The sequence below is a fragment of the Mucilaginibacter pedocola genome (assembly GCF_002013915.1).
GTDB classification, from domain to species: Bacteria; Bacteroidota; Bacteroidia; order Sphingobacteriales; family Sphingobacteriaceae; genus Mucilaginibacter; species Mucilaginibacter pedocola.
The window spans coordinates 73,651-88,998 of the sequence record NZ_MBTF01000011.1; the positions used below are offsets into that span (position 1 = coordinate 73,651).

The 15,348-nt window shown below is 49.0% G+C and carries 4 protein-coding genes; all 4 read right to left on the reverse strand.

What is annotated here, in order from left to right; translation table 11 throughout:
* Position 1: 1 nt before the first annotated feature.
* The 4 genes from BC343_RS12405 to BC343_RS12420 all read right to left on the reverse strand — a co-directional run bounded on the left by BC343_RS12405 (position 2) and on the right by BC343_RS12420 (position 15,166).
* On the reverse strand, positions 2-1,642 hold the full coding sequence (locus BC343_RS12405; protein ID WP_078348108.1) for a hypothetical protein: 1,641 nt from the start codon (positions 1,640-1,642) through the stop codon (positions 2-4).
* 4 nt (positions 1,643-1,646) lie between these two features.
* Positions 1,647-6,431: a DUF6603 domain-containing protein gene (locus BC343_RS12410; RefSeq protein ID WP_078348109.1), complete on the reverse strand. Its 4,785-nt coding sequence runs from the start codon at positions 6,429-6,431 to the stop codon at positions 1,647-1,649.
* 75 nt (positions 6,432-6,506) lie between these two features.
* Positions 6,507-7,454 (reverse strand): PorP/SprF family type IX secretion system membrane protein, encoded by a 948-nt coding sequence (locus tag BC343_RS12415; protein WP_078348110.1) that lies wholly within the window; start codon positions 7,452-7,454, stop codon positions 6,507-6,509.
* A gap of 65 nt (positions 7,455-7,519) precedes the next feature.
* Positions 7,520-15,166, reverse strand: a complete 7,647-nt coding sequence (locus tag BC343_RS12420) for a cadherin-like beta sandwich domain-containing protein (protein WP_078348111.1) — start codon at positions 15,164-15,166, stop codon at positions 7,520-7,522.
* Between the last annotated feature and the right edge of the window lie 182 nt (positions 15,167-15,348).

Below are 15,348 nucleotides of genomic sequence, written 5' to 3' on the forward strand. Positions count from 1 at the left end.
TTTATTGTTTATCGGCGTAAAGTTTCAGCGCCTCATCCAATTTATTGGCAATGAGCACATGCGGGTCTACCCCGTTTTGCAGGGCTTCCAGTATTTCGGCATTGCTGAGCACGCCCGGCAGATCGTCCAAATGTTCCTGTAAGCCCGTTGGGTCGAGCACACTGATAACAGGCTCTTTCTCTATGCCGAGGATATGCTTACCCAACTCGTTACCCAGGTATTCCATAAATATGTACTTACCGGCCTGGTTGTCCATCAGGTCATCGCTCACCTGCCGCCAGTCGAGGCCATCGAGCAGGGCCGTTAAACCTAATTTTACTTCGGTGCTTTGCAGGTAATGTATCTTCTTTTGCCTGTCGGCCAATATGCGCCACAGGGTTTGCAGCTTTTGCAGGCTGGCCTTTTTCCATTGCCATATTGCTATAGCGGCGGGGCGGTTGCCGAGGGTGAGCATACGGCCAAGCTCCCAGGCCACGGCATAGCTGTGGTTGAAAATACCTGTATCAGCATCGTATATCATGGCCTTATCTGCCGTGCTGATGTATGTTTTATACAGCCCGTCCTCCTCTTTGGGCACCAGCCTGCTTATTACCGAAGGAACAACCGGCACAAAGGGGCCACGGTACCAGGCAAAGCTTTTTTCGCCGGTGCGGGCATCGTAGTTCAGCGCAACATAGCCCTCTTTGTATTTCTTGGTGGTTTCCTTTTGCGCGGGCGTGTACTTACTTTCATCGGCGCCCCAGGCAGCAGGCGGGTTAAAGGGCATCTTCAGGGTGTCAACACTCATGGTATTAATGAGCTGGCCAAAATTCACCCCCGCTTTTTTGTTATTGAACTTCCAACTTAACAGGCTCACCAAGCGCAGTTTGGTAGTATCGGCAACAGGCTGCGGTGGTGTGCCACCGGGCAGGTAATTTGCCCAGCCTTCTAAGGATACGAGGTGCGCTATGTACAGTTCCTCGGTAGCCGGGTTGGCCAAACGGTTGGCCAGTATGGTGGCATAGCTGCGCATATTGGTTTCGCCGTCGGGAGCGTTGGCACCGTTATCGGTGGAACGTACATGGGCAAGGAAAGGTAACTCGGCAGCTTTTGGCGCCAATTGTTTAAAGGTGCCGTAAGTAACATCAATGGTATTGGCCTGTAAGGATAGCAGGCTTTGCTCAATAGCATCCAGCTCGATATCCGGGCCGATGGTATTGTTGGCATTGTACTTAACCACCTCGGTTTTTACCGGTCGGATGGTGGATAGCGTCGGACTGGCATCGGCATTGGCGGGTTTGGTATAGGCTATTTCGTTAACACGGAAAACCATCAGCGCCATCCATGGGGTATCGGCCGGAATGCCGCCTATCTTCCTGCTCCAGGGTAAAAACTCGTTTCGTAATACCACAAATGGCAAGCTGGCATGGAAATCGGTACCGCTCCCCGGCGTAGGGAACTGTGCCTGTACGCTATTTGGCGGCAGTGCAAAACGCGGCCCCTGAACGATGAATTGCTGACCGAGCGCGTAATTGCCTTTAATATCGTGCGATACATCTAAAATATTATGTTCAACCTCTATCTGGTAAGTACCGGCAGCCAGTTGGGGGATACGGTCATCCAAAAACTGCATCTGCGGAACGGTTTCGTTTAATGTGCTCATGGCTTTAAAAGTTTAATGGATGAGATATGCTTATTGATGAAGTAAGTTTTGCGGACGAAGGGCTTAGCCCGGCCGTGTTGGTTTTCAGTTGCGTGCTTAACTCGGCCGTCCAACCTTCCAAAGGTGTTTGGCTGCCTGCCACGCCGGCCAGTTCCAGCCCGCTTGCCGATCTTGCTTCTACCCAAATGCTGAAGTGACTACCCTTTGTAACCTGCGGCACGGTGTAAGCAGCCCATAGCTCGCCACTATTTATGCCACTCATTTCGGGCAATAGCAATTGTGCGGCTTTGTTGCCTTCTTCATCCGTGTATATCAGTTTCACAACGTTATCCGCATCGGGTGCACCAAGGCTTCCATCGGCAGCGGCATGGCTTAACACAAATACTTGCTTTATACCCGGCCAAAAACGGGTTTCTATCCAGCCCTCAGGTTCATCATCGCGTTTACTGAAATTGTTCATCACTACGGCGCGGCCGTTCACCAGGCCCACATCCTGTTTAAATTGCTTAAAGCCGATGGTATGCGGGCGTTTAGGCCGCACCAGGCAGGCTTTGCCTAACAAATACTTGGCGTTCAGCAATGCCAGGCCCGCATCTTCGTGCCAGCCGGCGATATATTCATCGGCCAATACTAAAGCCTGTAAACACATTAGGCTTGCCGATGCGGGTATCTTTTCGGTGCCCGATGTTGAGGCCGGGAGTACTTTATCTGCAACTACCCTCAAATTTTTATCGAACAGTACCATCCGCAGCGGCGACCTGCCCGCATGGCGTAAAAGCCCCTCGCCTGCTGCCGCATCCAGATCCCATACCTGCAGCATCCCCGCACCGAGGTTGAAGGTTTTGAATGAAGCGTTGTAAAGCTCCTTGGATTCAGCCGTGCTATACACGCCTCCGCGCAGTACAACACCGCCGCTACCTTCGTCATCGAACCGGTACCTGATAATGGTGGCTTTTAATTGATGCCCTTTAGCCAGCACCGCATCGCGCCTTAGCGAAGTGCGGGCCGCGGTAAGGGCACGCGCAGGCACTTCCAAAGGTTTAGCTTGTGCATTGGCATCGGCCAGCATAGGCGAACCCTGGAAGATCTCATCGGGCTGAGCGGCCATTACGGCCATATCGCTATTCTCATTTACTAACGAGCCTAATTGCTCCAAAGCAGTGAAGATATCGTCGCGTGTAGTTTTCGCCGTGCCGCTGATACTTGTTTTGATCTTATCGAGCGAGCCGTCCCATTGCAGCGTAACTTGTGTTGCTTTGGCCGATGCATCCAGGCTGTACTCCGGCTTCGGTATCTTAGCATAGGCCAGTTTTTCGGCATCGAATTTAGTAGGGCCGGGTTTTTGTACCGGTGCTGGCGGCGCTACGCTGCCGAGGCCTTTTGTAATACCGCCGATGAGTTTTGCAGCAGGTTTCTCTTTGCCATCGTTTACCGTGCCGTACAAGGCATCAGGAACATTCTGTTTATTAGTAGCTATTTGCCAATCTTTTAGGCTATAAGGCTCAAACTTATCACCGTTCTGCCGTTTAAGGCCCAGCGTAAAATTCGACGAGTTGCCCAAGAAAATAATATTGCCCATCGGTCTTGCGCCAAACTCGGCTCCGAAGCGTGGTTCGGGTGCATCGCCTTCGCCGCCGGGGCCATTGGCAAAACTTATTTTTGATACCCCAAAGACCGACGTGGCATTGAATGCAAAAGTGCCGGGATCCACCACCCAAATCTCTTTGCCATCTTTAGTTATCTTTTCTTTTAAGCCGGCATTGGTATTAATGGTGAGTATTGTACGTGTTTTACCGGGCAGCGGATCGGCGTTAGGCTCCTGCAAAAGTTTACCCTGCTCGCCGGTGAGGAAGTACTCCACAAATTGCTGCCAGCCCACCTGTGTTTCGGCCGGTTGGTTATTGGCACCAAAGCCCACCGTGAAGGATATGATCCATAGCCGAACTTCGGCTTGCCCGCCAAACTCGGGGCCCCATAGTTGCACATCAACGCCAAGTTCGAGGGTGATGGTTTTAGATATAAAGGCAAGGTTTACCTTGTACTCTACGCCTACGCTGATGGCTATGCCAATATCATAATGAAAAGGCTTCCAGGCGATGAGGAAGTCGGCAACGGCTTTGAACCATGCCTTGAGGTCGCCTTCCTGGTATATCAGCGCCAGCTTACCGCCCGCCATTACGCAGCTTGGTGTTAAGGCAAAGTAGGCCTCGCCGCTAAAATTAACCTGCGGCGATACCTTCCACTCGAAAGCCAAACGCGGTACGGTTGGATAGTGGCGGTGCTGTGTAAGGTCGAAGTTTTTGTTGTAGCCACCCAGGCTCACCACAAAATCGCCTTCGTGTTCGCCTTTAAGCCAGCTGTAGTAAGCAAAGCCGCCGGTTATTTTACATTTAGGGTCGATAACATAGGAGTTATTGGTGAGTTGCGCCTGCACAGCAAGCAAACCTTCCTCGGGTTCGAAGGTAGCCTTCAACGCCATTTGCGCATTTACGTAAGGCTTCAGCTTACTGTTGGCATAAGTTTTCGGCAATTGCAGGGCGCTTAAACCCAGCACATCCACCTCGAACTTTTTACCGAATTGCAGGGCAAGCAAGGCAAAGGAATTAAGCAGCTCGAAAGAAGTGAACTTCACCCCTGCCGCGAACCAGTACTGCCCCAATTCGGGCGGAATAACTTTCGACATGCTTTTGAGCACGGCATCGTTATCCTTACCGGCAAACAACTCTGGCTGCACGGCGGCCTTTACAAAGGGGAAATTTTGCACGTCGCCAATGGCAGGCATCACAATTTTGCGGTTGTAGCCAAAGCCCGCTGCCAAGGCCGTTACAAAAAATACCGGCGGGCCACCCAGAGCAGCATTCAACACGCCGAAAATGAACAGCGATGGGTCGCCCTCTACCACGCCGAAAGAACCCAAGGCGGTTATCCCCCACTTAGCTGCCTGTATGGCAACGGCGCCATTATATATTGCAGGCTTATCGTCGTCTGCATCTTCTTTCAGGAAACCGCCTGCCATGCTAACCGGGCCGCTGTTAAATGTAAGATCGAAACCATCCAAACCGAAACTAAAATCACTGATATCGCCGGGGTTGGTTGCCGGTACGCCTACGGTAAGTTTATCGAGGTTGAGTTTCAGTGCGCTCAGGTTCAAGCCGCCGCTGAGTTGGAACAGCAGTAGTTTGCCGTCGCGGCGCCAGCCAATACCCATGTCGTTCACCAACAGCGGGCCGAAAGATCTATCGAGCGGGATGCTTACTATTTCCTGTTCTTCGCCGTTCTCGTCGTACAGTTGCAGGTACAAGTCGGCCACGTAGGCAACCAGTAAAGAGAACTCTGGATTCACGCCGGGCTTTTTATCTCCCTCTGTAGTTTCCTCTTCGGGCTCTTCGCCCGATGCCAGCAGGGTTTGAGGCACGCCTTCGCCGTTACTATCGGGGCCAAGTGGCAGCGATACGCTATCCAATGCAGCGGCCACACCCCAGTTATTGTATACGTTGCCGCCATCGTCTTCTTTGGTAAGGCTGCTGAAATAGCCGCGCAGTTTTGCGCCCTGCAGGCTGTATCCTTTTATATCAAAAAGCGGTTCCTCATCAGTTCCGCTGATGTCTACACCCACACTTATGGCCTCAAATTGCGGGTCGAAGGAAATGCTGTTCGCTTCTTCATCTGTATTCAACAAGTAAAAGTTGATACCCATAGTGCCTGTTTCGGGCCCGCCGGCATTGGCTATCCAGTCAACATCCTCCGCGGTAAAGCTGCCTATCTGCAATTTTACTACAGGGCTGCTCAATACCTGCACATCGGCTACCTGCACGTTTACGCCATAGCGCCCGCCATGTTTTACTAAGGACACCTTCCACGATGGCTCTCCTTCCTCCTCCGCTTCGTGCTCTATCAGCGCCAGCTCGTGGTCGGCAGCCATAAATTCATCAAAGGCGGTATTGATGGTTTTGGTGATGTAGTGCAACACTTTGGTGCCTACCTCGCCCGGCATTAGTATGGTGCCGGCTTTATAATTGCCATCCTCTTCTACCACCCAGCCGAGGGTTTCAAAAAGCGTGGCCCAGGTTATGGTGATGGTTTCATCACCGGGCAGCATCTTTTGTTTCAGGAAGTCCTTCACATCGCCAATGCCCAATATAATATCGATAATTTCTTTGGGCGTATAAGGCAAGTCGGTAGCGGCAAGGCCTGTGCCATCTAACAACCTGTACTCAACAGAGACTTTGTCCTGCTTCAGATCAAAGCTTACCCAAAACAACAATTGCTTGTAAGGCAACACGCTCGACAGCGGGCCATCGTACTTCAGTTTAAAACCTATCTCGATAGGTCCATCCTGATGCGGGGCGAATAATGGTTTCTGCCCGGCTTCGGCAGGCATTTGAAAGATGGGGGCAAATACAAAGGGATCTATGGTGGCTTTGCCCTGCCTGAAGCCGAAGTTACGGTGCATACCCAAACCCAGCAGGGCGAGTTTCTCCACCGTTTTTTGCACCAGGTAAAAACCGGAGTTTTTGGTTTTGCCGGCATCGTCCTCAATGGTTATGGGGAACCAGTTCTCGTTGAAAATATCGCCCTCTGCATCAATGGGGTTTGTTGCTTTGCCCAAAAAATCTTTAACTATCGGTTTTAGGTGGGGCCAGTTAAAACCGTCGTTTAGCCCTTTCTCAGGGTCGGAAAACCAAGCGGTATTCAAGGCCGGGCTGGCTTGAGTACCGGTTAGTAAACCAATTAAAAGGCCAAGGCGTAGCGCCTCCGGGCCTATTTTTTCAAGGTCGGGTGTACTCATGGTAGTAAATAAATTAGGAACTGTGAAGTATATTAAAACACTTATATGGCGAGTAACGGCCCGGTTTAAAAACCGTTACAGTAGTTTCCTTTGCAGATCGGTTCCCCAGCGGTAGCTGATGCTAACCTCGTGGGTGGCGTTGTTGTAACCACCCAAATTTGATGATGATGTACCGAATTGGTAGCTGTAGCCAACTTTAAAGCTGTTGGCATTTACTGATATAATGCCGGCCACCTGTTTATTGGTACGGTAGTTAAGCCCTAAGCCCAATTGTTCTTTCAGGATAACGGTGCCCGAAAAATCGGCAACAACGGGCGAGCCCTGCAGGTACGATACCAGCGAGGCGGGCTTCAGGTGCACATCTTCGTTTAGTTTGAGCAATACCCCGCCGCTAAAATAATAATGGCTGCGCAGGTAGTTGGCCTGTTGTACCGATGCAGTACCCAAGTTGCGGAAGCTAAGCTCGGGTACCGATACGCCGATGTAATAGTTATCACCGTACAACATAACCCCAAAGCCTATGTTCGGCTTAGTCTCGCGCACGTCCTGGCTAAACTGCGGGTCGGATGGGTCTAATATGGAATAGTTAGCTACGTAGCTGCGTATCCCTGCATTTAACGAAACAGATAAGTACGAGGAGCTTGCTAATTGAATAGATTTCGCAAAAAAACCGTTCACTTCGGTTTGGTTCTCTACAGCAAACTTATCGTTCACTAAAAACAGCCCTGCCGATGCACCTATATTCTCTAACGGGACGCTGGCGCTCATCAGCAAACTGGTTGGCGCGCCGTCTATCCCTACAAATTGCCTGCGGCCCAGTATGTTTACGTTGCCCGCTTTATCCAGCAGCGAATAAGCAGGGTTTACGGGCGTCAGGTTATCGGCATACTGGTTGTAGCTGAACAGGTTCTGCTGAGCCATGGCGCTGCTACCCATAAAGAGCAGCAAGCCAAGGCAAAACAGTTGTTTCATTTTTTTAGCCACAGCGGTTCCGGCTATTTGGGTCAATAGTTTTGTTTTCATCAGGGCGCGCTTTTTATGTTATTGTCAACATCAGGCAAGCGCCTGCCATGTAAACCGTATATCAATTAATATTTAAGCACCAGGTAGCCGGTTTTCCGCAGTGTTTCGGCACCTTTTTTATACTCTATCGAGTAAAAATAAGTACCCGGTTGCTGCATAGTGCCTTTGCTGCCATGCCCGTCAAACGCGGTGCCTTGGTTATCGTAGCCTTTGGCTTCGTACACCACATCGCCATTGCGGTTCATTACACGCACCGTATTCTCAGGGAAAGCAGTAATGCCTTCGATAGTAAAGCGGTCGTTTATACCATCGCCGTTTGGCGATACGGCTTGTTTAACCAAGATGGCTTCCGGCAAGGCTTCCGCAGCAGTAGGATCCGGTTTCTGCACCATATCTACCTGGTTGCGGTTTGGCATAGCTGCGGCAATAATTGGTGGCGCAGGCTTGTTAACTATAATGGCCCAGCTATGTGTAGTAGTACCATTTTGTGCGGTTACAACTATATTAATAACATTATCGCCAACAGTTAATGTTACCGGTGCCGAAGCTACGCCACTTGCCGTTATTACGCCATTAACGCGGATGGTGGCAGTGGTATCTGTGGCGACTGCTACTACTTTAATGGTTTTGGTTGTGGCCGATACGCTTGCGGTTGAATTATATTCGGCAGGGCCGGTGCTAACATTAGTTTTTGTAACAGCAGGCGATACCAGGTAAAGCTTACTTAGGTTGGCCATAGAAGACACCGCTTCTTTGGTTACCTTAATAACATAGGTTTTAATAGTGGTATTGTTAGCAGCGGTTACCTGTACGGTAATAAAGGTAGAATCGGCATTAAGCGTTAGCGGGGCGGAGGTTTCGCCGCTTGCCGTTATTACACCGTTTACCCTTATAGTAGCGCTGGTATCGGAAGCTACTGCTACCACCTTGATATTGTTTATGGAGCCCGGAACCGATGCAGTATAATTAAAATCGCCGGCACCGGTGTTTACGCTGGTTTTGGCAACAGATGGCGCAGTAAAATACAGTTGGCTTAAAGTAGCCACTGCTGATACCGGCCTAAGCACTTTAATAACATAGCTTTTAACCGTGAAATTATTTGCGGCAGTTACCTGCACGGTAATAAAAGTAGAATCGGCACCGAGCACTATTGGGGCCGAAGTGGCACCGCTTGTGGTTATTACGCCATTAACTTTTATGGTTGCACCGGCATCTGTAGCTGCAGCAACCACACGTATGGTATGAGTTGACGCCGTTACCGATGCGGTGTAGTTGTAATCGCCGGGGCCGGTAGCCGAATTTGTTTTCGCTACAGACGGTGATACAAGGTAAAGCTGGCTTAAGTTGGCTATTGGCGAAGCCGCGCGTTTAATATTTAAGGTGTAATTTTTAATAGTGGTACCATCATCGGCAGTTACTCTAACAACAATAGTGTTGGTACCCGTAACTACCGGGTAATTAATAACCGGCGTAGCGGAAGTATATACGCTATCGCCTACACTAATTTTAGCATTTGCATCGCTAACAGTTGGGTGTATTTGAACGGTAGAAACTGTACTTGCTACCGGAACATTATAGCTGGTAACAGCTCCCGAAAATGCGGGGCTTAGGGCTCCCTGGTCAACTGTTAATGCCGCTAAGCTTGCGTTGGTGCCATATACACGTGTAACATTTATGGTATAAGTTTTTTCGGCGCCTTCCTGCGGCGTAACCACTACCGATACCAGGTTGCTGCCTAAAGCTAACAGTACTGTAACCTGGCTGTAGCTTTGGGCAGGCGCGCCATTGATTTTTATGCGGGAAATGGTATCGGCAATACCGGCGGTAACTTTTATACTGCTAACATTGCCCGACACTGCCATGCTGTAGTTGAGCACATTTTTATCAAAAGCAGGGTTTAGAGCACCCGCGTTGGTAGTTAAGCTAAACAGGTTGGCGTTGGTAGATGCTTTTTCTACCAATACATTAATGGTATTTACAGTACCATCTTCCGCAGTTACCTGTACAGGGAAGAAGTTAGCCGCTGCGGTAAGCTGCAGGCTTTGCGAACTCATGCCTTTTGCAACGGTTACGCCATTAACTTTAATTGTTGCGAAATTGCTGGTAGCCTCCGGCGATAACATAATGTTAGTAGCATTGCTCGGCACCAGTATTTGGTAAAAAGTACGGCTGCTGCTAAATGGCTGCCTGAATGTACCAATGCTGGCGGTTAGTGCGCTCAAGGTATTATCGGCAGATTGCGGCCTGGTGATGGTTAGGGTGTAAATAGCCTGCGTAGTGCCATCCTGCGCGGTGTTTGTTATAACCAACGTATTGTACAAGGCTGCAAGCGGTACAGTAAGTACACGGCTATCGCCAACGGCCAGGTTATGCCCGTTAAGCCTTGCCTGCAGGGTTGCCGTTGTATCAATAAGCACAGGTGTAATGGTTACCGATTCTACACCGGCAGGCACCGCAATATCGTAGTTAGGGCTTGCCATTGGGTCGAACGCGGGCGACAAAGTTCCGGCGCTCGTCAAGATGTTGGACAGGCCCGGTTCGCTTGATGCAGGTCGGCTTACCGATAGCAGGTAATTTTTTGCAGTAACACCATCGGCTGCGGTTACTGCCATATAGTAGTTGTGTAAACCAACGGTAAGGTTGCTCTCGGTAACAGCATCGCCATGGGCAAGCGGTGCATTGTTAACTGTTACGGTTGCATTTGCATCGGTAGTAGCCGGGGTAAAGCTAAATGCTGTAGTGCTGTTTGGCAGGTAAACATTGTAGGTGAGCGTTGCCGGGTCAAACGCAGGGTCTAAACTGCCGCTGCTTAAGCTAATACCAGCCAACGTAGCATCATTTGATGCATGCTGTACATTAATGCTATAAGTTTTTGATGTTTCGCCATCGCCTGCTACAATTTTTACAGTGATGGTGGTTGAGCCATCGGCATTAATAGTAACCGGAGCCGAGGCATCGCCATAGTTCACATAATCGCCATTTACGTATAAGTTGAAATAGCTTTCTTTACCCTTGGGAGTAACGCTTATGGCCGGAACATCAAAAGGCACTTTGGCTACATAACTGGTAACGTTAGGATCAAAAGCCGGGAATAAATTTCCGGCACTCAAGTCTAAACTTACAAGCCTTATCGGGCGTTTAATTAACAGGGTATAGAAAGTTGTATTGGTGCCATCGGCCGATTTAACAGTAATACTTTTAGGATTTATACCTTCTATCACGCTAACGGTTCTTGCTCCTACACCGCCGCCTTCGCCGTTCACACGTGCAGTGGCATGCGGATCATGCGCGGTTGGTGTAATGGTTACCGATTCGGTTTCGGCACTAACATCAAGCGAGTAGTTCGTCACATTCGGGTTGAACGACGGGGCAATTATGCCCACGCTTGTGGTAAGGTTTGACAACCTGGCATCAGACGGGATGGGGTTTACGTTGAAGTAGTATGATTTAATAGAACCGTCTTCTGCCGTTACGTGCAGGCCAACCTGTTCGCTTTGGTTATTGCTGATTGCTATTACATATGGTGCCCCTGATGCTAAAGGTGTAGCAATTGCCGGGTAAGCACCTACAGATAAAGTTGAAAGCGGATCGGTAACAGTTGCAACCAACGTTGCCGAAGTAGAACCGTTTGGAATGTTAACCGAGTAGAACTCAGTAGCAGGGTCGAAAGCGGTATCGAAACCACCACCATTTAATGTTGCACTGGCAAGGGTATTGATGCTTGATGCAGGAGTTACGGTTAAGATACCCCCATTGATATTTACGTTATAATTAATAGAAGTAGAACTGTTTATATTATAAATATTATAGCTACCGGCACCCGAGTTAATGTTTGCATCGGTTACCAATTGAATTGGGGCAGACAACACACTTTCGGTATCGCCGTTTTTGAAGCCGCTTATACTGTAAGTTAACGGCGGGTTGGGCTTGGTGGCAACTTTGGTTTTGCTATCAATAGCAACCGTAAGTGGTGCGCGGTCTATCTCAAAGTAACCACCCAGGTAAGTCAATTTATAGTTACTGTCATTTATGGCTAAAGTACCCTGGCCTATATTGTAAGGCCCGGCAGTTTCGCCTGCAACACGCTCCAATGCGCCTGTAATTTGCGTACCGGATAATAGCGAGCCCGAATAAATGCTGTAAGTTAAAGCAGGATCCGGATCGCCGTATGTTTTATATATAGGCCCGCCGATAACCTGGATCTCCCTTGGGATGATCTTATATGGCTGGGCGTTCAGGGTAATATCGTAGCTGCCGCTATTGGTAACGGCTAAGGTATTCATGTTTACGGCATAGGTACCAACAGCGCTACCCGGCTCACGGCCAAGCGAACCCGAGAATGAATCGCCTGAAGCTAATGTACCGATATAAGCATACCCAATAGTCTGGTCGGCACTACCATAAGGCACTTCTGCTCCGTAGTAATCAATCCTGATGGGACGTTTACCTATGGCCAAATTTGCACCGATGAAATTAATGGCGTAGTTACTGTTTAGTGCAAGCGTACCCTGGCCAATGGCGTAATTACCAAAGGTTTCGCCCGGTGCGCGGGTTATGGCGCCCGTAAAGGTATCTCCACCAAGCAAAGCGTCAGCAGTGTATGTTAAAGCCGGGTCGGCATCGCCGTAGGTTTTGGTTTGCGCAGCTGCTGTTACGTTAATGGTTTTCTTGTTGATGGTTAAGCTGCCACCTGTAAAGTTTAAGGTATAATTGCTGTTTAGCGCAAGGTTACCCTGGCTTATAGCGTAAGCACCAAAACTTTCGCCTGCGGCACGCGTCAATGCGCCGGTGAAGCTATCGCCGTTTGCCAAGGCATCAGTAGTATAGGTTAAAGCAGGGTCGGCATCGCCGTAGTTTTTGGTTTTGGCATCGGCTGTTACGTTAATGGTTTTCTTGCCGATGGTTAAATTAGAACCTGCAAAATTAAGGTTGTAGTTGGTGGCATTTAAGGCAAGTGTACCCTGGCTTATGGCGTAAGTGCCAACGGTTTCCCCCACAACGCGTGTAAGCGAACCGCTAAAAGTATCGCTAAAACCAAGTGCATCTGTACTATAAGTTAAGTCCGGGTCGGCATCGCCGTAGTTTTTGCTTTGTGTATTCGCAGTTACATTAACCGTTCTTTTGGTAATAGTAAGATTCTCAGGTATAAATGATATGGTATAATATTGGTCTGTAGCTGCTCCGGTTGAAACATTTACCGGCCTTTTGCTACCAAGGGTCAATGCATAAGTGCCCGCATCTTCTCCTGTAGCCCTGCCAAAGGTACCCGTCATGCCTTCACCCGGCGCTACCGAACCAACAACAAATTGGTAAGGGTAGGTTGGGTCGGCGTTACCGTAAACTTTCGTCGCCGGTTGCGGCTTCAGGGTTATTGGTCTTTTAGTAATGGTTAAATTAGTGCTTACAAACGTAACGTTATAGTTTCCGCTTTGCTCGGCACCGTTAGCTATAGCCACCGGGCGCTTGGTGCCTATACTAAAAGGGTACACACCCGGAATTTCTCCCACCGGCCGTGTAAATACCCCCGTCATACCGTCGCCGGTGGCTAATGATGTTCCGCCGGTAAACTGATAGGTGTAAGAAAGCGGTTCGTCATCTCCGTAAGCTTTTGTTTGGGCAGTAGGCGTTAGTTCTAAAGGGCGTTTTGTTATAGCAAAATCATTACTAACAAGTGTTAAGGTGTAATTGCTTGTATTCAGCGCCAAAGTTCCAATGGTGATGGCATAGTTACCCACATTAGTGCCGGCTGCCCTGCTCAGTGTTCCGGAAAAGGTATCGCCGCTTTTAACCGTACCGCCTGTAACTGTGTAAGCAAAAGTCGGGTCGGCATTACCGTAAACTTTGGTTTGACCCGCCGTTGCAGTAACCGTAATGGCATTTTTGTTTACTATAAGCGTTTGTACAACACTTGTTGCCGCCAAAGTATTGGCATCGCCCGCCTGTGAGGCAGTTATATTGGTAGTACCTGCTCCTACTATACGTATTTGCCCGCTAACAATAGTAGCAACCGCGGTATTACTGCTGGCGTAGCTAACTGTTAAACCACTGCTTGCCGTGGCGCCGGGTGCGTAATCGGCATCGCCATAAGTTTTGGTAGCGCTGCCGGCAAACGTAATGGTTTGTGCGGCTTGAGGGCGGTTCACGGTTAAAGTATAAGTTTTGGTGGTGGCGCCATCTCCAGCGGTTACTACCGTTGTGATGGTGTTATTACCAATTGCTAAGTTTAAATTACCCGAAGCCGTGCCTGAGGTAACCGTAGTGCCATTAACCTTTATAGTAGCGTTGGCATTGTTGCGGGTTGGGGTTACAGTGACAGAGGTTGTTGCATTGGTTACCGATGCCGTGTAGCTGGTTGTTGCCGCAGCAAATGTTGGGGTTAAAGTACCGCTGCTGATGGTAAATGCAGAAAGGTTTGCATCGTTAGATGGCGTGCTGAAACTTACCACACTACCATATACCGTACCCGCGCCGTTAACGGCGTAAGCCCGTGCGTAATAAGTAGTAGAGGGATTTAAGCCGGTAACACTTGCCGAATAGGCAGCATTTGAGGTATTGGTAACCATTGATACCTTAGTATCACTTACGGTAGGCGTAGAATTAGACGAACTGTAAACAACACCGCGTTCGGTACTAAGCCCGTAGCCATATACCAATGTACCACCTAAGGTTGCCGACGTGGCTGCTATGGAGTTTGCGCTTGCCGTAGTTACGTTAGGCCGGTCGGGTACTCCAAAATCATTTATCTGTGGCGAATATTGGCCGGTTGTGAAACTGATTACCGTACTGAACGTGTTATCTGTGAGGTTTATGGCAACGATCTTTCCCGTGCCATAGTAAGCATCGCCAACGTAAAGGCGGTTATTGCCCGCATCAAGGCCTAAGCGAAAAGGTGAATTACAAACCGAAGCTGCTATTTGAACATCGTTGGTACCGTCGATATTTTGTCGTCTTACCTGGTCGGTGGCGGAAAGTGCAGCAGCACTCCCCCCTTCGGCACAATAATACAAATACCCGGTAACCTTATCTAAGGCGACATCATAAACCGAGTTCAATGATGTGGCAAAGGAGCGCGAAGTAACGGTGTTATTATTGGCCAGATCGACGGTTTTTATGCTTCTGCCGCTAAAAGATACATCAACTACGTACACTTTATTATTAGCCGCATCCACTTCAAGCCTGTAGGGGTTTTTTGTTATCGATGCAGCCAGGGTTTGCGTACCGGTACCATCCGGGTGTACCCGGTAAAGGGCATCGTTTGCGGTAACTTGCGTAATATCGCCGCCTTCGGTAATATAATACAGCCAGTTACCAACCACATCGTAATTTATATCCTTTATGTAAGCAGAATTGGCGCTGGTAATGGTATTTGTCACCGAGCTACCGGTAATAACTTTAATAACATTACCGCTTAAGTTACCCTCGGATACGAAAATACGGTTGTTATTACCATCCAACGCAACGTTGAGCGGTTGTATCAGCCCGGCGTTGGTACCTGTAATAATGGTACTTACGTTGGTGCCGTCGTAGTTCATTTTTTGGATCAGATCGCCCGCGGTAGCAGCGCTGGTATTACCCGGTTCGGCCATGCTGTAAACAACCTGCGCACGAGAAGTTGTGCTACTGCCCAGCAATACTAATAACAAAAAAGCAGCCGATATGGCACTAAGGCTTTTTATTAAGCTGCTCTTCCATAAGAGTAAATTTCTTTTCATAATGCTTACTTAAGTAGTCCGTTTTTACGGCTGTGCCGCAATATTTAATGGTGAACTTTTGCCCTGTTCTTATGTAGGAACCTATATACCGGGCCGGTGCACAGGTGTTTATTTATGTTGAAAAGCTTATGCCTTGTTGTTGCCTGTAGGGCAAACCGCATAAAACTTGTTTATGTCTATGT

Bases quoted from the DNA above. Each gene is read 5' to 3' on its own strand.
- BC343_RS12405 (WP_078348108.1), bottom strand. From the start codon at position 1,642: ATGAGCACATTAAACGAAACCGTTCCGCAGATGCAGTTTTTGGATGAC.
- BC343_RS12420 (WP_078348111.1), bottom strand. From the start codon at position 15,166: ATGAAAAGAAATTTACTCTTATGGAAGAGCAGCTTAATAAAAAGCCTT.
- BC343_RS12415 (WP_078348110.1), bottom strand. From the start codon at position 7,454: ATGAAAACAAAACTATTGACCCAAATAGCCGGAACCGCTGTGGCTAAA.
- BC343_RS12410 (WP_078348109.1), bottom strand. From the start codon at position 6,431: ATGAGTACACCCGACCTTGAAAAAATAGGCCCGGAGGCGCTACGCCTT.